The 21,931-nt window shown below is 69.9% G+C and carries 16 protein-coding genes; 9 read left to right on the top strand and 7 right to left on the bottom strand.

From position 1 onward, the window contains the following. Positions 1–8: 8 nt before the first annotated feature. Positions 9–1,274: a glucose-1-phosphate adenylyltransferase gene (gene glgC, locus ACOFKX_RS08665; protein ID WP_419826601.1), complete on the bottom strand. Its 1,266-nt coding sequence runs from the start codon at positions 1,272–1,274 to the stop codon at positions 9–11. Between the two features lie 127 nt (positions 1,275–1,401). Between glgC and glgB the strand changes: the two genes are divergently transcribed. The 8 genes from glgB (at position 1,402) to ACOFKX_RS08625 (ending at position 14,851) form a co-directional block, all read left to right on the top strand. Continuing rightward, positions 1,402–3,534 (top strand): 1,4-alpha-glucan branching protein GlgB, encoded by a 2,133-nt coding sequence (gene glgB / locus ACOFKX_RS08660; RefSeq protein WP_419826600.1) that lies wholly within the window; start codon positions 1,402–1,404, stop codon positions 3,532–3,534. A gap of 3 nt (positions 3,535–3,537) precedes the next feature. After that, complete coding sequence (glgX, locus tag ACOFKX_RS08655; protein WP_419826599.1) at positions 3,538–5,655, top strand: glycogen debranching protein GlgX; 2,118 nt, start codon at positions 3,538–3,540, stop codon at positions 5,653–5,655. Further along, positions 5,652–7,379: a malto-oligosyltrehalose trehalohydrolase gene (gene treZ / locus ACOFKX_RS08650; RefSeq protein WP_419826598.1), complete on the top strand. Its 1,728-nt coding sequence runs from the start codon at positions 5,652–5,654 to the stop codon at positions 7,377–7,379. Before glgX ends, treZ begins: the two co-directional genes overlap by 4 nt. Next, positions 7,376–9,310, top strand: coding sequence for a 4-alpha-glucanotransferase (gene malQ / locus ACOFKX_RS08645; RefSeq protein WP_419826597.1), 1,935 nt, complete (start codon positions 7,376–7,378; stop codon positions 9,308–9,310). Before treZ ends, malQ begins: the two co-directional genes overlap by 4 nt. Continuing rightward, positions 9,307–11,781, top strand: coding sequence for a malto-oligosyltrehalose synthase (treY, locus tag ACOFKX_RS08640; protein ID WP_419826596.1), 2,475 nt, complete (start codon positions 9,307–9,309; stop codon positions 11,779–11,781). Before malQ ends, treY begins: the two co-directional genes overlap by 4 nt. Before the next feature lie 112 nt (positions 11,782–11,893). Then, the gene (locus ACOFKX_RS08635; protein ID WP_419826595.1) at positions 11,894–12,877 is read left to right on the top strand and encodes a magnesium transporter CorA family protein; all 984 of its coding nucleotides are present in this window, start codon (positions 11,894–11,896) and stop codon (positions 12,875–12,877) included. A gap of 34 nt (positions 12,878–12,911) precedes the next feature. Continuing rightward, on the top strand, positions 12,912–13,913 hold the full coding sequence (locus ACOFKX_RS08630) for a threonine aldolase family protein (RefSeq protein ID WP_419826594.1): 1,002 nt from the start codon (positions 12,912–12,914) through the stop codon (positions 13,911–13,913). Next, on the top strand, positions 13,913–14,851 hold the full coding sequence (locus ACOFKX_RS08625; protein WP_419826593.1) for a DMT family transporter: 939 nt from the start codon (positions 13,913–13,915) through the stop codon (positions 14,849–14,851). Before ACOFKX_RS08630 ends, ACOFKX_RS08625 begins: the two co-directional genes overlap by 1 nt. Here the strand turns inward: ACOFKX_RS08625 and ACOFKX_RS08620 are convergent. Further along, the gene (locus tag ACOFKX_RS08620; RefSeq protein ID WP_419826592.1) at positions 14,752–15,603 is read right to left on the bottom strand and encodes an SDR family NAD(P)-dependent oxidoreductase; all 852 of its coding nucleotides are present in this window, start codon (positions 15,601–15,603) and stop codon (positions 14,752–14,754) included. The two genes, ACOFKX_RS08625 and ACOFKX_RS08620, sit on opposite strands and share 100 nt — an antisense overlap. Before the next feature lie 75 nt (positions 15,604–15,678). On the opposite strand from ACOFKX_RS08620, the gene pepN reads away from it, so the two are divergent. Beyond that, positions 15,679–18,288: an aminopeptidase N gene (pepN, locus tag ACOFKX_RS08615; protein ID WP_419826591.1), complete on the top strand. Its 2,610-nt coding sequence runs from the start codon at positions 15,679–15,681 to the stop codon at positions 18,286–18,288. Positions 18,289–18,296: 8 nt separating this feature from the next. On the opposite strand, the gene ACOFKX_RS08610 is transcribed toward pepN, so the two are convergent. Genes ACOFKX_RS08610 through ACOFKX_RS08590 form a run of 5 tightly spaced genes read right to left on the bottom strand, consistent with a single transcriptional unit; the run spans position 18,297 to position 21,864 of the window. Beyond that, positions 18,297–18,422, bottom strand: coding sequence for a hypothetical protein (locus ACOFKX_RS08610; protein WP_419826590.1), 126 nt, complete (start codon positions 18,420–18,422; stop codon positions 18,297–18,299). A gap of 5 nt (positions 18,423–18,427) precedes the next feature. Next, entirely contained in the window at positions 18,428–19,012 is a 585-nt protein-coding gene (locus ACOFKX_RS08605) for an ABC-type transport auxiliary lipoprotein family protein (RefSeq protein WP_419826589.1), read from the bottom strand. Then, on the bottom strand, positions 19,012–19,956 hold the full coding sequence (locus ACOFKX_RS08600; protein ID WP_419826588.1) for an MlaD family protein: 945 nt from the start codon (positions 19,954–19,956) through the stop codon (positions 19,012–19,014). The genes ACOFKX_RS08605 and ACOFKX_RS08600 overlap by 1 nt, the downstream gene beginning before the upstream one ends. Positions 19,957–19,963: 7 nt before the next feature. After that, entirely contained in the window at positions 19,964–20,773 is an 810-nt protein-coding gene (locus ACOFKX_RS08595; protein ID WP_419827385.1) for an ABC transporter ATP-binding protein, read from the bottom strand. Continuing rightward, entirely contained in the window at positions 20,764–21,864 is a 1,101-nt protein-coding gene (locus ACOFKX_RS08590) for an ABC transporter permease (protein WP_419826587.1), read from the bottom strand. The genes ACOFKX_RS08595 and ACOFKX_RS08590 overlap by 10 nt, the downstream gene beginning before the upstream one ends. Between the last annotated feature and the right edge of the window lie 67 nt (positions 21,865–21,931).

Genomic DNA, 21,931 nt, shown 5'->3' with positions numbered 1-21,931 from the left:
GCCGACGCTTACGCCAGCCGCCGGACCATTTCCTCGGTGATGAGGCAGATGCCGTTCTCGCTGCGGCGGAAGCGCCTCGCGTCTAGCTCGGCGTCCTCGCCCACCACGAGACCGTCGGGGATCCGGACGCCGCGATCGATGACGACGTTGCACAGCCGCGCCCGCCTGCCGATCTCGACGCGCGGCATGACGACGGCGTTGTCGATCTCGCAATAGCTGTTCACGCGCACGCCGGTGAACAGCAGCGCGTGGCGTATGCGCGAGCCCGAGACGATGCAGTCGCCCGAGACGAGGCTGGAGATCGCCTCGCCGCGCCGCCCTTCCTGATCGTGGACGAACTTGGCAGGCGCCGTCATCTCCGAATAGGTCCAGATCGGCCAGTCGCGATCGTAGAGATCGAGATCGGGCACCACCTGCGTGAGGTCGATATTGGCCGAGAAATAGGCGTCGAGCGTGCCCACGTCGCGCCAATAGGGTTGCGCCTCCGGGCTGGTGCGCACGGCGGAGCGCGACAGCGGGTGCGCGAAGGCGCGGCCCCCGCGCACCAGCGCCGGGATGATGTCGTGCCCGAAATCGTGAGTTGAACGCGGCTCGGCGGCGTCCTGGGCCAGCAGATCGAGTAGGAAGTCGGTGCCGAAGACGTAGATGCCCATGCTGGCGAGCGCCACGTCGGGCCGGCCGGGCATCGCCGGCGGTTCCGCAGGCTTTTCCAGGAAGCGGACGATGCGGTCCGACGCATCGACGTCCATGACGCCGAAGCCCGACGCCTCGGCGAGCGGCACCTCGACGCAGCCCACCGTCACGTCGGCGCTGTTGTCGATATGCTCCTGGAGCATCGGGCCGTAATCCTGCTTGTAGACATGGTCGCCCGCCAGGATGACGATGTACTTTGGCCGGTACGTCTCGATGATGTCGGTGTTCTGGAACACGGCGTCGGCAGTGCCGAGATACCAGTTCTCCTCGCTCACGCGCTGGCTGGCGGGCAGGATGTCGAAGCTCTCGTTGCGTTCCGGGCGGAAGAAGGTCCAGCCATATTGCAGGTGCTTGATGAGGCTGTGCGCCTTGTACTGCGTGGCGACGCCGATCCGGCGGATACCCGAATTGAGCGCGTTGGAGAGCGCGAAGTCGATGATCCGCGTCTTGCCGCCGAAGAAGACGGCAGGCTTGGCGCGCGTGTTCGTCAGCTCCATCAGCCGGCTGCCGCGCCCGCCGGCGAGCACGAAGGCCATCGCCTGCCGGGTGACGAGCCCGCCGATCGTCGCGCGTGAAGCCATGGCCGGCATCCTTGAACGGCGCTGGTAACCAATTCGTTTACCATGTCGTCCGCTCGCGCGATCAACGCCTGGGGCACGGAAACGCGCCCACGTCGTTCAGGAGGTTCCACAGCGACGGGAGCTCGGCTTGGGCGACACGACATTCGACCGGTGGCGGCGCGATCCGTTCGCCTTTCTGGGCATGCACGCGGGCACGTTGCGCGTCTTGCAGCCCGGCGCCGAGCGCGTGGAGGCGGTGACCGCCGCAGGGGCGGCGGCGCTGGACGAGGTGGAGCCCGGCCTCTTCGCAGGTCCGATCGAGGGCGACTACACGCTGCGCATCGGCTGGCCCGGCGGCGTCGTGCAGGAGACGGCGGACGCCTACGCGTTCGGGCCGTTGCTCGGCGACCTCGATCTCCACCTCTTCAACGGGGGCCGGCACTGGGAGCTGGCGACGCGGATGGGCGCGGTGCCGGTGATCCGCGACGGCGTGCCGGGCACGAACTTCTCGGTTTGGGCGCCCAACGCGCGCGCGGTCTCGGTGGTGGGCACGTTCAACTCGTGGGACGGCCGCCGCCACGCGATGCGTCTCCACCCAGGCGCCGGCGTGTGGGAGATCTTCGTTCCCGGCGTGGGTGCCGGCGAGCACTACAAGTACGAGATCGTCGGCGCGGATGGCATCGCCCGTGACAAGGCCGATCCGCTGGCGCGCGCCACCGAGCTGCCGCCGGGCACCGCGTCGATCGTCGCGCCGCTGCCCTCCGACGAGTGGGGCGACGCCGAGTGGATGGCGGGGCGTGCGGATCGCCACCACGCCGGCGCAGCCATCAGCGTCTACGAGCTTCACGCCGCATCCTGGCGGCGGCCGTGGGACGGGGAGGCGGCGCACGATTGGGATCAGCTCGCCGACATGCTGATCCCCTACCTGGCCGAGATGGGCTTCAGCCACGTCGAGCTGCTGCCGATCGCGGAGCATCCGTTCGGCGGATCGTGGGGCTACCAGCCGCTCGGCCAGTTCGCGCCCTCCGCGCGCTTCGGCTCGGCGGAGGGTTTCCGCCGCTTCGTCGATCGGCTACACCAGGCCGGCAAGGGCGTGATCCTCGACTGGGTGCCCGCGCACTTCCCGACCGACGCGCACGGGCTGGCGCAGTTCGACGGCACCCACCTCTACGAACATGCCGATCCTCGCGAGGGCTTCCACCAGGATTGGAACACGCTGATCTACAATCTCGGCCGCACCGAGGTGGCGGGCTTCCTGATCGCGAGCGGGCTGTGGTGGCTGGAGACGTTCCACGTCGACGGACTGCGCGTCGATGCCGTCGCCTCGATGCTCTACCGCGATTATTCGCGGAAAGAGGGCGAGTGGGTGCCCAACATCCACGGCGGCCGCGAGAATCTGGAGAGCATCGCCTTCCTGCGCCGCCTGAACGAGGTGGTGGCCGAACGCTGCCCCGGCGCGATCACGATCGCGGAGGAATCGACCAGCTTCCCCGGCGTCTCCGCGCCGGTGAGCGAAGGGGGGCTCGGCTTCTCCTACAAGTGGAACATGGGCTGGATGAACGACACGCTCCGCTTCATGGAGCGCGATCCCATGTACCGGCGCTGGCACGGATCGGACGTCGGCTTCGGCCTCGTCTACGCCTTCTCCGAAAAGTTCATGCTGCCGTTGAGCCACGACGAGGTGGTCCACGGCAAGGGCTCGCTGATCGGCAAGATGCCGGGCGACGACTGGCAGAAGCGCGCCAACCTGCGCGCGCTCTACAGCCTGATGTGGGCGCATCCCGGCAAGAAGCTGCTGTTCATGGGCGGCGAGCTGGCGCAGGTCCGCGAGTGGAACCACGACCGCGAACTCGACTGGTTCCTACTCGATAATCCCGGCCACGCCGGCATCAAGGCGCTGGTCCGCGACCTGAACCACCTCTACGCGGCCGAGGGCGCGTTGCACCAGAGCGACGCGGACGCCGGGGGTTTCCGCTGGCTGGTCGAGGGCGGCGGCGAACGCTCGCTCTTCGCCTTCCTGCGCACCTCGCGCTACGGCGCGCCGACGATCCTGTTCGCCGTCAACATGGAGCCCACGCCGCGCGTCGTCCGGCTCGGCGTGCCGGCGGCGGGGCGCTGGGCCGAGATCCTCAATTCAGACGCCGGCGATTATGGCGGCGGGAACGTCGGCAACCTCGGCGGTGTTGAGGCGGCGGACGAGGCCGAGCACGGATTCGCCCAATCCGTAACCGTAACACTACCGCCGCTCGGCGCGATCTTCCTCCGCCTGCAAGGAGCCTGAAGCTTGGACGTTTTCCCCGACCGGCTGCGCGCCGGTCAGCCGTATCCGCTCGGCGCCAGCTATGACGGCGCCGGCGTCAATTTCGCGGTGTTCTCGGGCAATGCCGACGGCATCGAGCTGTGCGTGTTCGGGGACGACGGCACCGAGACGCGTCTCGCGCTCAACGAGTGCACCGACGAGGTGTGGCACGGCTACCTGCCCGATGCCCGGCCCGGCCTGCGCTACGGCTACCGCGCGCATGGGCGGTACGAGCCCGAGAACGGCCACCGCTTCAATCCCAACAAGCTGCTGCTCGATCCCTACGCCAAGAAGCTCGACGGCGAGGTCGTGTGGGACGACACGCTGCACGGCTACACCGTCAGCACCGACGAAGACGCGGACCTCACCTTCGACGAGCGCGACAGCGCCCACGCCATGCCCAAGGCGGTGGTGGTGCAGGACAATTTCGACTGGTCCGACGATCGCCGTCCCAAGACGCCGTGGACCAAGACGATCATCTACGAGGCGCACGCCAAGGGGCTGACCCAGCTTCTGCAGGACGTGCCCGAGGCGGAGCGCGGCACCTACAAGGCGCTGGCCCATCCCAAGGTGATCGATCACCTCCAGCGCATCGGCGTCACCGCGCTGGAGCTGCTGCCGATCCACGGTTTCGTGCAGGACAGGAACCTTCAGGAGAAGGGCCTCGTCAACTACTGGGGCTACAACACGCTCGCCTTCTTCGCGCCCGAGCCGCGCTACATGGCGACGGGCGATGCCGACGAGCTGCGCAACGCGATCCGCACGCTGCACCGCGCCGGAATCGAGGTGATCCTCGACGTCGTCTACAACCACACCGCCGAAGGATCGGAGAAGGGCGCGACGCTGTCCTTCCGCGGCCTCGACAACAAGGCCTATTATCGGTCGGTGAAGGATCAGCCGCGCTACTGCGTGAACGATACCGGCACCGGCAACACCTTCGATCTCTCGCACCCGCGCGTGCTCCAACTGGTGGCGGATTCGCTGCGCTGGTGGGCGGAGAGCTTCCACGTCGACGGCTTCCGCTTCGATCTCGGCTGCACGCTGGGGCGCGACGGCGACAACGGCTTCGATCCGCGATCGGGCTTCTTCGACGTGCTGCGCCAGGATCCGGTGCTCAACCAGTTGAAGCTGATCTCCGAGCCGTGGGACATCGGCCCGGGCGGCTACCAGCTCGGCAACCACCCGCCGGGCTTCGCCGAGTGGAACGACAAGTTCCGGAACGAGACGCGGCTTTTCTGGAAGGGCGAAGGCCAGCGTTCCGATTTCGCCAGCCGCATCGCGGGCTCCGCCGACCTGTTCGACGAGCGTGCGCGGCGGCCGTGGGCGTCCGTCAATTTCGTGACGGCGCACGACGGCCAGACGATGGCCGACGTCGCCTCCTACGAGGGCAAGCACAACCAAGCCAATGGCGAGGACAACAAGGACGGCTCCGACGACAACAACTCGTGCAACTGGGGCGTCGAGGGGCCGACCGACGATCCGGCGATCATTGGGACGCGCGGGCGCGTCATCCGTTCGATGCTCACTACGCTACTGATGTCGCTGGGCACGCCAATGATCCTGGGCGGCGACGAGTTCGGCCGCACGCAGGAGGGCAACAACAACACCTACTGCCAGGACAACGAGCTCAACTGGTTTAACTGGGACCATCTGGAGAGCGACGAGGGTCACGCCTTGTCGGACTTCGTACGCCGGCTGACGGCCGTGCGCCGGCACTATCCGCTGGTCCGCGCCAGCCACTTCCTCCACGGCAAGGTGGAGGTGGCGCCGGGCGTGCTCGACATCGATTGGTTCGACGAACGCGGCGAGCATCTCTCCGATGAGGATTGGGGCAATCCCGGCGCCAAGGCGCTCACCATGCGCCGCGTGCGCAAGCGCAAAGACGGCACGCTGGAGAGCGTGACGATGCTGATGAACGGCGGTGCCGAGCCGATCAGCTTCACCATGCCGGGCCTGACGGAGGAGCGTTATCTCGTCATCGACAGCGCCGATCCTACCGCGCCAGAGCGCGAGGTCGGCGAGACGGTCGAGGTCAAGGATCGCTCGGTCGTTGTGGTCGTCGATGTCGGCTCGATCTCCTCGGAGGAGGGGCAGGCGGGATGAGCGCCTGGGGGGCGACGCTCACCGCGCCCGGCCGCGCGCGCTTCCGCATCTGGGCGCCTGCGCGCAAGGCCATCACGCTGGAAATCGACGGCGCCGCGCCGTTGGCGATGACGGCCGCTGCGGACGGCTGGTTCGAGGCGGAAGCGCCGGCGGGGGTGGGCACCCGCTACCGCTACCGTCTCGACGCCGAGACGGCGGTGGCCGATCCGGCCAGCCGCGCGCAGGACGGCGACGTCCATGGCTGGAGCCTTGTCGTCGATCCTGCCGCCTACGCCTGGCAGAACCAGGACTGGCGCGGGCGGCCCTGGGCGGAGACCGTGCTATGGGAATGCCACGCCGGGTTGCTCGGCGGCTTCTCGGGCGTGGCCGAGCGCCTGGTTGGCCTCGCCGCCCTCGGCATCACCGCGATCGAGCTGATGCCGGTCAACGCTTTCTCGGGAACGCGCAACTGGGGTTACGACGGCGTGCTGCCGTATGCGCCCGCCGCCACCTACGGCACGCCCGACGATCTGCGCGCGCTGATCGATGCCGCGCATGGCCACGGCATCAGCGTGTTGCTCGACGTCGTCTACAACCACTTCGGGCCGGACGGGAACTACCTCAACGCCTACGCGCCCGGCTTCTTCGACGAGGGCAAGCACACGCCGTGGGGCGGTGCGGTGGCCGTCCAGAAGCCGCAAGTAGCGGACTTCTTCAAGGATAATGCGCGCATGTGGATCGAGGAGTACCGCATCGACGGGCTCCGCTTCGATGCCGTGCACGCGATTAGGAACGACGGCTTCCTCGACGATCTAGCGGCTTCGATCCGCGGACAAGTGCCCGAGGGCCGCCACGTCCACCTTGTTCTGGAGAACGAGAACAACGACGCCGAACGGCTCGCCGAGGGCAAGTACGACGGCCAGTGGAACGATGATTTCCACAACGTCCTGCACGTCCTGCTCACCGGCGAGCGCGACGCCTATTATCAGGATTTCGCGGACGAGCCCGAGGCTAAGCTGGCCCGCTGCCTGTCGCAGGGCTTCATCTACCAGGGCGATCCTTCGCCCAATCATGACGGCGAGCCGAGGGGCAAGCCCAGTGGGCATCTCCCCGCCACGCGCTTCGTCTCCTTCCTCCAGAACCACGATCAGGTCGGCAATCGCGCGCTCGGCGAGCGGCTGACGCTGCTGACGGCCAAGGAGAAGCTGCGCGCCGCCACCGCGCTGCTGCTGCTATCCCCGCAGATCCCCCTCATCTTCATGGGCGATGCGGAGGGCAGCGAGGCGCCCTTCCTGTTCTTCACCGATTTCCACGACGAACTCGCGGATGCCGTCCGCAACGGCCGCCGCAAGGAGTTCGCGAAGTTCGCCGCCTTCGCCAGCGAGGCGGATCGTGAGAAAATCCCCGACCCCAACGCCAAGGGTACGTTCGACGCCTCCTTCCCCGCGCGCGGACCGCAGGCGGACGAGTGGCAGGGCTTCTACCGCGATTGGCTGACGCTGAGGCGCGAGCATATCGTGCCGCGCCTAGAAGGTACGTGCGGCGAGGGCGCGGACGTGATCGGCGACAAGGCGGTGCTGGCGCGCTGGCGCATGGGCGACGGCGCGCGGCTGACGATCGCGCTCAACCTCGGCGACGCGCCCGTGGCGGTGGACAACGCGGGCGAGCCGCTGGCGAGCGTCGGCGGCGGCGTGGCGGATGGCCGGCTCGCGCCCGCCTCGCTGTCGGCGTGGCTGGAGGCATGAGCGACGACCGCCTCCGCGCGCTGGCCAAGCGCGCCGGGCTCCAGCCCGATTGGCGCGACTATGCCGACAAGCCGAAGACGGTCAGCCCCGACGCGCTTCGCGGCGTGCTGGCGGCGATGGGCCTGCCGGCGGACAGCGATGCCGAGATCGCCGACAGCGAACGCCGGCTGGACAAGCAGAAGCAGGCCAGTGCCTTCGTCAGCGTCGTCTCCGGCAAGACGATCGCGCTTGATGGTGGCCGCGCGCGGCTGCGGCTGGAGAGCGGCGAAGCGCGCGACGTCGACCCCGGCGGCTTCGCGGTCGACGAGATCGGCTACCACCGGCTGGAGCGTGACGACGGCGAGATCGTCGTCGCGGTGGCGCCGCCGCGCGCGCCGGGCGTCCGTGACCTCGTTGCCCGCGACAAGGCGTGGGGCGCGGCCGTGCAGCTCTACTCGCTGCGCGGCACGGCGTCTTCGGGCTTCGGCGACTTCGCCGCGCTCGCCGAGTTCGCGCGCGCGTCCGGCGCGGCGGGCGCGGACGCGCTGGCGATCAGCCCGGCGCACGCGCTGTTCACCGCGTCGCCCGATCGTTTCAGCCCCTATGCGCCTTCCTCGCGCGATTTCCTCAACCCGCTTTACGTCGATCCCGCGCTGGCGGGCGTCGACGGTGGCGAGGAGGCGGGCAGCGATCTGGTCGACTGGGTGCCCGCCTCGCGCGCGCGCCTCGCCTGGCTGCGCGCCGGCTTCGACAGGTTCGGCGGCGATCCCGACTTTGACTGCTTCGTGGCGGAAGGCGGCGAACCGTTGCGGGGCCACGCGCTGTTCGAGGCGATCGACAACGCGCAGGGCGGCGGCGGCTTTCTCGGCTGGCCCGAGGAACTGCGCGAGCCGGACGCGCCTGCCGTCGCCGCCTTCGCGCGCAAGCACGAGGTGGAAGTGCGCTTTCACCTCTGGCTGCAATGGCTCGCCTCGCGCAGCCTGGCCGCCGCGCAGGCCGCCGCGCGCGAGACGATGGGGATCGGTCTGATCGCCGATCTCGCGGTCGGCCTGGACGGGGGCGGCAGCCACGCCTGGAGCCGGCGCTCCGAGCTGATCGCCGGCCTCTCGATCGGCGCACCGCCCGACGAGTATCAGGAGCGCGGACAGGGCTGGGGCATCACCGGCTTCTCGCCGCTGGCGCTCGCGGGCCAGGCGTTCGAGCCCTATCTCCGCACCGTCCGCGCCGCGCTGGCGCACGCCGGCGGGGTGCGCATCGATCACGCGCTCGGCCTGAAGCGGCTGTGGGTGATCCCGGAGGGCGCGAGCCCCGCCGATGGCGCCTACCTCAGCTATCCCTTCGACGATCTCCTCCGCCTGCTCGCGCTGGAGGCGCATCGCGCGAACGCCGTCGTCATCGGCGAGGATCTCGGCACCGTGCCCGCCGGTCTGCGCGACGACATGGCGGAGAAGCAGCTCTACGGCATGGGCGTGCTGATGTTCGAGCGCGAGGGCGACGGCGGCTTCGCGTCCCCACGCGGCTGGCGGCCGGTGGCGGCGGCGATGACGACCACGCACGACATGACGCCGATCGCCGGCTGGTGGGGGGGCGTCGATCGCGGCTGGCGCGAGAAGATCGGGCTGGAGTTCGACACGCCCGAGAAGCGCGCTGCTGATCGTGGTAAGCTGTGGAACCGCGCCCGCGACGAGAGCGTGGCGGACGGCGAGTGCCCGGCCGAAGCCGATCCCGCCCGCGCCGTGGACGCCGCGATCGGTCTCGTCGCGGTCTCCGCCTGCGAGCTGGCGATCGTGCCAGTGGAGGATCTACTCGGGCTTGTGGAAGCACCCAACCTGCCCGGTACCACGGACGAGCATCCCAACTGGCGCCGCCGCTTGGCCGCCGATGCCGACACCTTGTTTGCAGACCCTGCCGTCCGGCACCGCGCCGACGCGCTCAACGAGGCCCGCCGATGATCCCGCGCGCGACGTACCGCATCCAGTTCCACAAGGATTTCACCTTCGCCGACGCGGCGCCGCTGGTGCCCTATCTGGCGAAGCTCGGCGTCAGCCACCTCTACGCCTCGCCGATCGGCACCGCGCGCGCGGGCTCCAACCATGGCTATGACGTCGTCGATCCCATGACGATCAACCCGGAGTTGGGCGGCGAGGAAGGTTTTCGCGCGCTTGCCGCCGCGTGCAAGACCGCCGGGCTCGGCATCATCCTCGACATCGTCCCCAACCACCTCGCGGTGGGCAAGGGCGACAATGCGTGGTGGCTCGATCTCCTCGCGCATGGGGAGAGCGGCCGTTACGCCGACTGGTTCGACGTGGACTGGCACCCCGGCGACCCAGCGCTCGACGGCAAGGTCTACGCGCCGTTCCTGGGCGCGCCCTATGCCGAGGTGCTGCGCTCGGGCGACCTCAAGGTGGAGCAGGTGGATGGCGGCGGCCTCGCCGTCACCGCCTATGGCGAGCATGTCTTTCCGCTGCGCGACGAGGATCAGGGCATCGAACCCGGCGATTACGCCACGCCGGAGGCGCTGCACGAACTCTGCGAACGCCAGCATTGGCGGCTGGCCTGGTGGCGCACGGCGGGGGACCGCATCAACTGGCGGCGTTTCTTCGACATCACCGAATTGGCCGGCATCCGCGTCGAGAAGGCGGAGGTGTTCGATGCCGTCCACGCGCTGCCGCTCAAGCTCTACGCGCAGGGGCTGATCGACGGCGTGCGCGTCGATCATGTCGACGGCCTCGCCGATCCAGCTGGTTATTGCCGTCGCCTGCGCGACAAGCTGGAGAGCGCCGGCGAGTGGCGCCCGACGGACGCGGCGCCCGGCCCGGCCTATATCGTCGTCGAGAAGATCCTCGGCGAGGGCGAGCGGCTCAACCCCGAGTGGATGACCGACGGCACCAGCGGCTACGACTTCATGAACACCGTCGCGACCCTGCTCCACGATCCCAGCGCCGCGAGCGGCCTCGGCGAGTTGTGGCACGAGATCAGCGGCCGCCCGGCCGAGTTCGCGCCGGAGGAGCTGGCGGCGCGGCGCGAGATGCTGGCCAACGGCTTCGCGGGCCAGTGGGATGCCTGCGCCAACGCCTTCTTCAAGGTCGCGCAGTCCGACTTGGCGACGTCCGACATCGCCAAGCCCGCGCTCCGTCGCGCGATCGGCGACCTGATCTGCGGCTTCAACGCCTATCGCACCTACGGCACCGGCGATGCCGCCCCCGCGCTCGATGCCACCATCCGCGATCCGGCGGTGGCGAAGGGTCGCGAGCTCGCCAGCCCCGCCGACGCCGATCTCGTCACCCGCGTCGGCGATTGGCTGGCGGGCGAGGGGCCGGGCGACGTCGATCTGCGCCGCGAGGCTGTTCGCCAGTTCCAGCAGCTCTCCGCGCCGATCGCCGCCAAGGCTGTGGAGGATACCGCCTTCTACCGCTACGGCCGGCTGCTCTCGGCCAACAATGTCGGCTTCGATCCCGATCATCTCGGTTCGCGCGCCGCCTGGTTCGCGCGCGCCATCGAGCAGCGCGCGGGCGATCATCCCAACGCCATGCTCGCCACCGCCACGCACGATCACAAGCGCGGCGAGGACGTGCAGATGCGCCTCTCGATCATCACCGAGCGGCCCGAGCGTTGGGCCGCCTTCGCGCGCGAGTGGGCGGGCAAGGTGGCGCAGGGCGTCGCCCCCGGCGATGCGGACATGCTCCACCAGACGCTGGTCGGCGCTTGGCCACTCGATCTCGATCCCGACGATGCTGACGGCATGGCCAAGTATGCGGAGCGCATCGGCCAGTGGTGGCAGAAGGCCCTGCGCGAGGCCAAGCTGCGCTCCTCCTGGACGATGCCCGACGAGGATTACGAGGCCGCCTGCCAGGATTATCTGGAGACGCTGCTCAAGCCCGGATCGCGCTTCGCCCGCGCCGCCACCGCGCTGCTCGTCGAGCTGGCCGAGCCCGGCGCCGCCAAGGGCCTGGTGCAGGCGGCGCTGCGCTGCACCGTCCCGGGCGTGCCCGATTGCTTCCAGGGCCGCGAGTTCTGGGACTTCAGCCTCGTCGATCCCGACAACCGTACGCCCGTCGACTTCCCCGCGCTGGAACGCGCGCTGGACGCGGGCGCGCGCGACTGGCGCAGCGGCGCGGCCAAGCAGCGGCTGATCGCCGATCTCCTCGCGTTGCGCCGCGAGCATGAGGCGCTGTTCCGCGACGGCGGGTTCGAGCGCATCCAGCTCTTGGGCGAACGCGCCGGGCAGGCGATCGCCTTCGCGCGCGTCCACGACGGCGCACGGCTCACCGTCCTCGCCGCGATCCGCACCGCCGACGCGCGCGCCGAGGGCGACGATCTCGTGCTGCCCGAGGATTGGTGGGGCGACACCGCGCTCGACGACGGCCGCACCGCCGTCGAGGTCGCCGGACGTGCCGTGGTGGCGTGGCGGCTCGATGCGTAGCGCGAAGATGCGTCGCTCCTGCGCGGGCAGGAACCCATCTTCCGCCGCTTGCTTCCTGTCGGACAGAAGGAGATGGGCCCCTGCCAACACAGGGGCGACGAAGGACTAGGCGATGCTCCGCAGCTTCTACGACGAGGACGGCTCCACCCCGCCCGATGCTCGCGCCGACGCCCAGGCGCTGGACGGCGCGCGCTGGGTGGACCTCATGGAGCCCACCGAGGAGGAGGTGGCGCAAATCTCGGCCCGGCTGGGGATCGTCGTGCCCGATCGCGCCAGCCTCGCCGAGATCGAGGCGTCGAGCCGGCTGCGATCGGACGGCGGCACGCTCACCATGTCGGCGCCGCTGCTCGCGCGCGAGGGCGAGGGCTTCGTCATGGTGCCGACCGGCTTCATCCTGTCGGCGGAACGGCTGGTGACGATCCGCTTCGCCGAGCTTCGCACCTTCGATACGGTGCATCAGGAATTGAGCGCCCGCCCGCGCACCTTTTCCGCGCCCGAGATCATGATCCGCCTGCTGGAGGACATCGTCGATCGCGCCGCCGACCGGCTGGAGCGCGTCGCCGAGACGCTGGCGGAATCCAGTCACGAGATCTTCTCCGATCCGCAAGCTCTCCGGAAACGTCACAAGGTCGGCCGCGAGACGCGGCGGCTGCGCGGCCTGATGATCCGCATCGGCCGATCCAACGAGGAGATGGTTAAGGTCCGCCACGCCTTCCTGGCGATTGGGCGGATCGCGGGCTTCATGCTCGATCGCTGCCAGCCCAAGATCGTCGACGGCCTGCGCGAGCGGCTGGAGACGGTGCGCCGCGACATCGAGTCGCTCGACGAGTTCGAGACCAGCCTGACGAGCCGCGTCTCCATGCTGCTCGACGCCGCCAACGCCTTCATCTCGATCGAGCAGAACGACGTGGTGAAGGTGCTGACGGTCGCATCGGTGGCGGGCGTGCCGCCGGTGCTGATCGCGGGGGTGTACGGCATGAACTTCAAATACATGCCAGAGCTTGATTGGCATCTCGGCTATCCGCTGGCGGTGGCGCTGATGGTGGTGACGACGCTGCTGCCGATCGCCTGGTTCAAGTGGCGCGACTGGCTCTAGCGTTCGTTCCCGCCGCCGGCCTATGGCCCGGCCCATGCTGTTCCAGTCCGACAACGCCGCCACGGTCCACCCCGCGATCTGGGAGGCGTTGCGCGAGGCCGACACGCCGGACATCGGCTATGACGGCGATGCGTGGAGCCGGCGGCTGGACGGCGCCTTCTCCGATCTGTTCGGTACGGCCTGCACCGCGATCTGGGTAACGACGGGCACGGCGGCGAACGCGCTGGCGCTGGCCGCGCTGGTGGCGCCGCACCAGGGCGTGTTCTGCCACGCCGACGCGCACATCAACGCCGACGAGGCGGGCGCGCCCGAGTTCTACACGCATGGCGCCAAGCTGATGCCGCTCAACGGCGAGGGTGCGAAGCTGACACCCGACACGGTGCGCGTCGCCCGCGCGGCGATCCGCGACGACGTCCACCGCGTGCAGCCCCGCGCGCTCTCCGTCACCAATGCCACCGAATACGGCCTCGTCTATACGCCGGACGAGGTCGCGGCGCTGGGCGAGGCGGCGCGCGCGTGCGGCCTGCGCTTCCACGTGGACGGCGCGCGCTTCGCCAACGCGATGGCGCGGCTCGGCTGCCACCCCGGCGAGGTGACGTGGCGCGCGGGCGTGGAAGCGCTGAGCTTCGGCTTCATCAAGAATGGCGGGCTGTCGGCGGAGGCGCTGATCCTGTTCGCCCCCGATCTCGCGGACACGGTGCGCGTTCGGCTGAAGCGCGGCGGACACCTGCTCTCCAAAGGACGCTACCAGGCGGCGCAGATCCTCGCGCTGCTGGAGGACGATCGCTGGCTGGCGAACGGCCGCGCCGCCAACGCCGCTGCCGCGCGGCTGGCGGAGGCCGCCGGCGATCGTCTGGCGCTGCCGGTGGAGGCGAACGAGCTGTTCGTCCGCGCGACCGCCGAGGAGGCGGCGACGCTCCGCACGCAGGGTTTCGGGTTCTACGACTGGGCGGCGGGCGAGATCCGGCTGGTGACGAGCTGGGATCAGGACGCGGCCCATGTCGGGGCGCTCGCCGCCGCGCTCGCCGCGCTGTGATGGATGCCGCGACCGCCGGCACCGCCCCGCTGGTGGCGGAGCGGCAGGTGAAGCTGGCGCTGCCGTTCGTGCTCGTCACGCTGATCTGGTCGTCGACCTGGTTGGTGGTGCGCGGGCAGCTCGGGGTGGTGCCGCCTGCCTGGTCGGTGACGTACCGCTTCGGCGTCGCGGCTGCCGCGATGCTCGCTTACGCCCGCGTGTCGGGCATTTCGCTCCGCCTCACGCCGCGCCAGCACGGCTTCGCGGCGGCCTACGGCATCGCTCAGTACGCGCTTAACTATTTCGGCGTGTACCTGGCCGAGCGCAGCGTCACTTCGGGCCTCGTCGCGGTGGTCTTCGCGCTGCTGCTGTTGCCCAACGCGATCCTCGCCCGCCTCTTCCTGGCGCAGGGAGTTTCGCGGCGCTTCGTCGCGGGATCGGCGATCGCGCTCGGGGGCATCGCGCTCCTGTTCGCGCACGAGCTGCACGCCGCGCCTTCCGCTCACAGGCTGGCGGTGGGCATAGGCTGGTCGCTGTTCGCGGTGCTGGTCGCATCGATCGCCCAGGTGGCGCAGGGTAGCGCCCCGGCGCGCGCGATACCGATGGCGAGCTTCGTCGCATGGGGCATGGCGTGGGGTGCGGCGTTCGATACGTGCGTGGCCTTCACGCTCGACGGCTCGCCGGTGTTCGACGCCTCGCCGGCCTACTGGGGGGGCACGCTCTACCTGGCGCTGATCGGCTCGGCGCTCGCCTTCACGCTTTACGCTCGGCTGATCCATGCGGTCGGACCCGGGCGGGCGGCCTATACGAGCGTGCTGACGCCGGCCATCGCAATGCTGCTGTCGACCCTGTTCGAGGGCTATCGCTGGTCGTGGGAGGCGGCGCTGGGCTGCGCGGCCGCGCTGGCGGGACTGGCGGTCGCGCTGCGCGCGAGGCAGTCGGCGAGCCCGGCGCGATAGTCCGCGAAGCGCGGCCGCCAGCCGAGCACGCGTTTCGCCCGGCCGTTCGCCACGCGCCGGTTCTCTGCGTAGAAGCTCCGGGCCATCGGCGACAGCGTGTCGAGGCCGACGATCGGCGGCGCATCCACGCGGAGCAGCCGCGCCGCCTCCTCGACGACGGCGTTCTGGCTCGTCGGCTGATCGTCGGCGAGGTTGTAGGCGCCCGGCGGGGCGTCGAACGCGGCGACGATGCCGTCGACGATGTCGTCGACGTGGACGCGGCTGAACACCTGACCGGCGATGGCGACGCGGTGCGCCTTGCCCTCTCGCACACGATCCAAGGCAGAGCGGCCGGGCCCGTAAATGCCGGGCAGCCGCAAGATACGCGCGCCCGCCGCCCGCCAGGCGAGATCGGCCGCCGTCCGACCCGCGACGCGCGCGCCGGCGAGCGGCGTGCCCTCGTCCACCCAGGCACCGCCCGCGTCACCATAGACGCCGGTGGAGGAGAGATAGCCGATCCACCGCGCGCCCGCTGCCGCGATCGCCGCCTGGTAGCGCGCGAGCACCGGATCGCCGCCGTCAGCCGGCGGTACGCTCGACAGAATGTGCGTGGCGGCCGCGATCGCGGGCAACACCGCCGCCTCATCCGCGAACGCCATCGCATCGCCGCCGGCGTCGCGCCGCGTGGCGAGCACGGTCCAGCCGTTCCCCCGCAAGTGGTCGGCGAGGCGGCCGGCGGTATAACCCAGGCCGAAGATCATCATGGTCGGCATCATGGGTGTCCATGCCGCGGGCCGGCGCGCCCGAAAAGACGTGAACTCGCCGGCCGAGCGATTAGATTGCGACGCATGGACAATCCCGCCGCTGTCGCCCGCCCGCATACCCCGGTCCATCGCGGAGATTACCGCCCTCCGGCTTGGCTCGTCCCGGCGGTGCGGCTCGACGTCGATCTCGATCCACGTGCGACGCGGGTGCGCGCCCGGCTCGACGTGCGCCGCAACGCCGATCCGCTGGCGCCGCCCGAGCCGCTGCGGCTCGACGGCGCGCCCGGCATGAGGCCGACGCTGGTCGCCGTAGACGGCGTCGAGCTTGACGCGGGCGAATGGCGGATCGACGATGACCGGCTGGTGATCCCGCTGATCGGCGCCGAGCATGTGATCGACACCGAGGTGATGATCGATCCGGGGTCGAACACCCAGCTCATGGGCCTCTACGCATCAAGTGGCCTGCTCTGCACCCAGTGCGAGGCGGAGGGCTTCCGCCGCATCACCTTCTTCCCCGATCGCCCCGACGTGCTCGCCACCTATACGGTGCGAATGACGGCGGACGCCGCACGCTACCCGGTTCTGCTCGCCAACGGCGACAAGGTCGGCGAGGGCGTGGAAGAAGGCCGCCATTGGGCGGAATGGCACGATCCCTTCCCCAAGCCCTGCTACCTGTTCGCGATGGTGGCGGGCGATCTCGCCGCCAACCGCGACAGCTTCACGACGATGTCGGGGCGCACCGTGCAGCTCGGCATCTGGGTGCGCGAGGCGGACCTGCCGCGCACCGGCCACGCCATGGCCGCGCTCAAGGCGTCGATGGCGTGGGACGAGCGCGTCTACGGCCGCGAATATGATCTCGGCATCTTCAACATCGTCGCCGTCTCCGATTTCAACTTCGGCGCGATGGAGAACAAGGGCCTGAACATCTTCAACTCGCGCTACATCCTCGCCGATCCCGAGACCGCGACCGACGCGGATTACGACGCGATCGCCGGCGTGGTCGCGCACGAGTATTTCCACAACTGGTCGGGCAATCGCGTTACCTGCCGCGACTGGTTCCAGCTTTCCTTGAAGGAGGGCTTTACCGTCTATCGCGATCAGCAATTTTCGGGCGATCAGGGCAGCCGCGCGGTCAAGCGCATCGAGGATGTGCGCGTGCTGCGCGCTGCCCAGTTCCCCGAGGACGCGGGCCCGCTCGCGCATCCGATCCGGCCGGACAGCTACCTCGAGATCTCGAACTTCTACACCGCGACCATCTACAACAAGGGCGCCGAGGTGATCGGCATGCTCCACACGATGCTCGGCGACGAGGGCTTCCGCGCCGGGTGCGACCGCTACTTCAAGGATCACGACGGCACCGCCGCCACCTGCGAGGACTTCGTCCGCGCCATGGAGGAGGCGAATGGCGCGGACCTGACGCAGTTCCGCCTGTGGTACACTCAGGCCGGCACGCCGCGCGTTCGCGCCTCCGTCCGCCACGATCCCGACACCGCCACCGCGCGCGTGGAGCTTCGCCAGACGGTTCCGCCGACGCCGGGGCAGCCGGAGAAGCGGCCGATGCCGGTCCCGCTCCGCCTCGCGCTGTTCGGCCGCGCGTCGGCCGCCGCCATCGTGCCGGATCGCGTCCACCTGCTCGACGACGCAATAGGGGAGATCGTCATCGATGGCGTGACGGAGCCGCCAGTGCTGTCGATCAACCGCGGCTTCTCCGCGCCGGTGACGATCGAGACCGATCGCACGCCGGCCGATCTCGCCTTCCTCTCCGCGCACGACGACGATCCGTTCGCGCGCAGCGAGGCGATGCAGCAGCTCATGGTCGATACGCTCATCGCCGCGATCAACGGGCGGTCTCCCGATGAGGCGCCGCTGATCGACGCGATCGCGCGCACTCTCACCGATGCCGAGCTCGATCCGGCCTTCGTCGGCGAGACGGTGCTGCTGCCCTCCGAGGCCTTCCTGGGCGATCAGCTCGCTGTCGTCGATCCGGCCGCCGTCCGGGCCGCGCGCGAAGGCCTGCGCCGTCGCATCGCGACCACACTCGATGCCGAGTGGCGCGCCGCCTATCAGGCCGCCTGCGACAACGGCTTCTCGCTCTCGCCCGAGGCCAAGGGCCGGCGTCGGCTCCGCACCGTGGCGCTCGGCTACATCGCGGCGGCCGGCGCAAACGACGCGGCCGGGATCGCGCTCCGCCAGTTCGAGGCGGCGGACAACATGACCGATCGGTTCGGCGCGCTCGGCGTGCTGGCCAGTGGCACCTCGGCGGAGCGCGAGACGGCGCTGGCTCAGTTCCACGATTGCTACCGCGCCGATCCGCTGGTGCTCGACAAGTGGTTCTCCGCGCAGGCACTCTCGATGCGCGAGACGGCGCTGGACGAGGCGATCGCGCTGTCTGCCCACGCCGACTTCACGCTCGCCAATCCCAACCGGCTACGGGCGCTGGTCGGCTGCCTCGCCGCGAACCAATATGCCTTCCACGCGCCGGACGGCCGGGGCTACCGCTTCGTGGCCGACATGGTCCTCGCGGCGGACCGGCTCAACCCGCAGTCCTCCGCGCGCCTCGTACCGCCGCTTGGCCGCTGGCGGCGGTTCGAGCCCGGTCGCTCGGCGCTGATGCGGATGGAGCTGGAGCGGCTGGCGGCGGCGCCGGGGCTCAGCAAGGATGCCTTCGAGCAGGTGACGCGCAGCCTGGGGTAGACCCCAGGTCAGTTACCGATGCCGTTGAGGGTCGTCAGCACCGAGCCGAGCAGCCAGACGAACGGCTTGAGCAGCAGCAGGATCAGCACCAGCAGGATCACTGTCCAGGCGACGCCGTCGATGAGCAGGCGCACCGCGGCTAGCGTCCCACCCAATCCGCCATTTGCGCAGCGACCTCGTTCGCCACCCGATCGAGTGCCGGCGCCACCGTTGCGGCGTCGATCGTCGCGAGGGGCGCGCGCGCCTCGAAGCGGCGCAGCGTCGGCGTGGCATTGCCCGCGGGCTGGAGCGAAGCGTCGACCACCATCGTCACCTCGCGCCTGTCCGCATCCGCGCCGAACGCGACGATCCGTGTCGACAGCCTGAGCCCCGGCGCGAGGCTGTAGCCGCGTACGTCGAGCACCGGCCGTCCCGTGCGCGCGCGGATCGTCTCCGACAGCATCGATCCGAACAGCCGCGTCGGCTGGTCTGCGTAGGTCGCGCCCTTGAGGTATGTAAGCTGGGCGGCGCCCGACCGCACCGGAACGCGCGTCACCGCGATCTCCTGCGCCGCGGTAGGCGGCAGCACCGTCACCGATCGCGCCGGCGTGAGCGGCTGCCCCGCGTCGGCGGGCGCGCGCTCGGCAGGATCGAGCCGGATCAGCGAGGCAGGCGGCTTCGGGCCGAGGCTGATGCAGCCGGCCAGCAGCAGGAGGACGGCGGGCGCTGTGCGTCGTGCGGTCATCACTTGCCCTTGTAGTCTGGGAGCCGGCCGCCGCCGAGCACGCCGCCTGCGCCCGCGGTGTTGAGGCGGTTGGCGGTCTGCGTCAGCGCGTCGGCCATTTCCGAGAGGTCGCGTACCAATCGGTCGACCTCGGGCGCGGTCTGCGTGGTGAGCTGGACGACGCCGGGCTTGGCCTTCGCCACCAGGTCGTCGATCTGCTCGGCCGAGTGCCGCGCCGCCGCTACGGTCTGCTGGAGCTGCGCGACGAGCGGCCGCCCCTGCTGGTCGAGCAGCCGGTTGCTGGTGTCGGCGAGCCGGCCGATCTTCTCCGCCGCGTCACCGGCCTGCGCGATCGCGCGGTTGGCGTTGCGCATCGTCTGCTGGATGTCGCCGCCCCGTGCCGCCAGCGCCGACGATACCAAGTCGATGTTCGCGAGGATGTGGTGGATCGAATTCTGGTTGCGGTCGTCGAGCAGGCCGCTCAGCCGATCGGTGAGCGTAGTGAGCTTGTCGAGGAGTTGCGGCGCGGAGGCGAGCAGCGCGCCCAGGCCGCCCGCCTTGACCGGGATCACGGGTACGCCGAACGGGCCCAGCGCGGCGATCGGCGGCGCGCCCTTGATCGCGCCACGGAGGTTCACCTGGCTGACGCCGGTGAAGCCGACGCCCGCGATCGACGCGGTGGTGCCCTGCAGGATCGGCGTCGTATCGTCGACCGAGATGCGGACGCGGACGTTGGAGGGGTTGTCCGGCAGCAACCGGATCTCGTCGATCTTGCCCACCGGTACGCCCGAGAAGGTGACGGCCGATCCCTTCGCCAGCCCTTCCACCGAGTTTGGAAAGAAGACGTCGTACTTGTTCTGATGGCCGCCGCCGATCTGCGCCATCCACACGATGAACAGCAGCGCCGCGACGACGATGCCGAGCACCACGGTGCCGACCAGGACGTGGTTCGAGCGGGTCTCCATCAGCGTGTCATGCCTCAGCGCCGGCCGGTTCGTCGAGGCTCTCTCGCGTGCCCGCCGCCGCGCGTCCCCTAGGCCCGTTGAAGTAGCTCTGGATCCAGGGATGATCGAGCGCGAGCAGCTCGGGGATCGTGCCCACCGCCACCACCTTGCCGTCGGCGAGCACGGCGACCCGGTCGCAGATGGCGTAGAGCGTGTCGAGGTCGTGGGTGATGAGGAAGACGGAGAGGCCCAGCGTCTCCTTCAGCCCGCGCGTAAGCTCGTCGAACGCGGACGCGCCGATCGGATCGAGGCCGGCGGTGGGTTCGTCCAGGAAGAGCAGCTCCGGATCGAGCGACAGCGCGCGGGCGAGGCCGGCACGCTTCCTCATGCCGCCGGAAAGCTCCGACGGGTATTTGACGGAGGCGTCGGCGGGCAGCCCGGTGGTGACGAGCTTGTAGGTGGCGATCTCGTCGAGCAGCGTGCGATCAACGCGCGGGTAGTACTCGCGGATCGGCACCTGGATGTTCTCGGCGACGGTGAGCGTGGAGAACAAAGCGCCGTCCTGGAACAACACTCCCCAGCGGCCGCGCATCGCGCGCTCGTCCGCCTCGCGCAGCCCCTGCGTCGGCTCCCCGAACACCTCCACCAGTCCCTGCTCCGGCGTCTGGAGCCCGATGATCGATCGCATCAGCACGGACTTGCCGGTGCCCGATCCGCCGACCACGCCGAGGATCTCGCCCCGCGTCATGTCGAGGTCCAGCCCGTCGTGCACGGTCTGCCCGCCGAAGCGGTTGGTCAGCCCGCGCACGCGGATGATCGGCTCGCCGCTCACACCCAGCCGATCATGGTGTAGAAGACGGCGAAGAAGGCATCGAGCACGATCACCAGGAAGATCGACTGCACGACGGCGGACGTGGTGCGCAGGCCCACCTCCTCGGCATTGCCCTCCACCTGCATGCCCTGGAAGCAGCCCGCTATCGCGATGATCAGCCCGAACACCGGCGCCTTGAGGAGGCCGCCCCACAGATCGGTCATCGGCACGACCTCGCGGATGCGGCTGACGAAGGTGACGGGCGGGATGCCGAGCGTCAGCCAGCACAGCAGCCCGCCGCCGACCAGCGCGACGAGCATCGCGTAGATGGCGAGCAGCGGCATCGCCACCAGCGTGGCGGCGACGCGGGGCAGCACCAGCACCTGCATGGGCTGCAGCCCCATGGTGCGCATCGCGTCGACCTCCTCGGCCAGCCGCATCGATCCGATCTGCGCCGCGAACGCCGAGCCCGATCGACCGGCGACCATGATCGCCGTCATCAGCACGCCTAGCTCACGCATCGTCAGCCGTCCGATCAGGTTGATCGTGAACACCTCCGCGCCGAACTGGCGGAGCTGCACCGCGCCCTGCTGCGCGATGACGATGCCGATCAGGAAGCTCATGAGCCCGATGATGCCGAGTGCGTCGACGCCGACCACCTCGATCTGCCGGACGACGGCGTTGCCCCGGAAGCGGCGCGGTTCGAGGATCACCTGCCACACAGCGATCATCGTCGCGCCGAAGAAGCCGAGCAGGCCGTGCAGCGTACGCACCGCCTCCGTCGTCGCGTCTCCGACATGGGCGAGCATCGCAGTGATCCCGGTTGGCCCCTTCGGCCGAATGGGCAGTGGCCGGTCGACCTCGCCGACCTTCGCGATCAGCCGGCGCTGGCGATCGTCGGCGCCGTCCACGCGGACGCCGTGGTCGCGCTCCAGCCGGTGGACGATCCACGCGCCCACCGTGTCCATCCGCTCGACGGCGGAGAGATCGACGCGGGTCGGCTGGGTGTTCAGCGCCTCCAGCCGGCGCGGCACGTCGCCCAGCCGCGCGAGCGTCAGCGCGCCGGTGAAGCGGAGCGTGCCGCCCTCTTGCCCGAAGTCCGCGGCCTCGTCGCCCATGCGGGAGCAAGGATGGAGGAGATCGCGCGGCGCGGCAAGCCGGCGCGAGGAGGGGAGCGCGGCTCGG

It is taken from the genome of Sphingomonas sp. (assembly GCF_965200105.1).
Lineage (GTDB): Bacteria > Pseudomonadota > Alphaproteobacteria > Sphingomonadales > Sphingomonadaceae > Solisphingomonas.
This window is presented reverse-complemented; position numbering and strand designations above follow the sequence as displayed.

Bases quoted from the DNA above. Each gene is read 5' to 3' on its own strand.
- glgC (WP_419826601.1), bottom strand. From the start codon at position 1,274: ATGGCTTCACGCGCGACGATCGGCGGGCTCGTCACCCGGCAGGCGATG.
- treZ (WP_419826598.1), top strand. From the start codon at position 5,652: ATGAGCGCCTGGGGGGCGACGCTCACCGCGCCCGGCCGCGCGCGCTTC.
- malQ (WP_419826597.1), top strand. From the start codon at position 7,376: ATGAGCGACGACCGCCTCCGCGCGCTGGCCAAGCGCGCCGGGCTCCAG.
- treY (WP_419826596.1), top strand. From the start codon at position 9,307: ATGATCCCGCGCGCGACGTACCGCATCCAGTTCCACAAGGATTTCACC.
- ACOFKX_RS08635 (WP_419826595.1), top strand. From the start codon at position 11,894: ATGCTCCGCAGCTTCTACGACGAGGACGGCTCCACCCCGCCCGATGCT.
- ACOFKX_RS08630 (WP_419826594.1), top strand. From the start codon at position 12,912: ATGCTGTTCCAGTCCGACAACGCCGCCACGGTCCACCCCGCGATCTGG.
- ACOFKX_RS08625 (WP_419826593.1), top strand. From the start codon at position 13,913: ATGGATGCCGCGACCGCCGGCACCGCCCCGCTGGTGGCGGAGCGGCAG.
- ACOFKX_RS08620 (WP_419826592.1), bottom strand. From the start codon at position 15,603: ATGCCGACCATGATGATCTTCGGCCTGGGTTATACCGCCGGCCGCCTC.
- pepN (WP_419826591.1), top strand. From the start codon at position 15,679: ATGGACAATCCCGCCGCTGTCGCCCGCCCGCATACCCCGGTCCATCGC.
- ACOFKX_RS08605 (WP_419826589.1), bottom strand. From the start codon at position 19,012: ATGACCGCACGACGCACAGCGCCCGCCGTCCTCCTGCTGCTGGCCGGC.
- ACOFKX_RS08600 (WP_419826588.1), bottom strand. From the start codon at position 19,956: ATGGAGACCCGCTCGAACCACGTCCTGGTCGGCACCGTGGTGCTCGGC.
- ACOFKX_RS08590 (WP_419826587.1), bottom strand. From the start codon at position 21,864: ATGGGCGACGAGGCCGCGGACTTCGGGCAAGAGGGCGGCACGCTCCGC.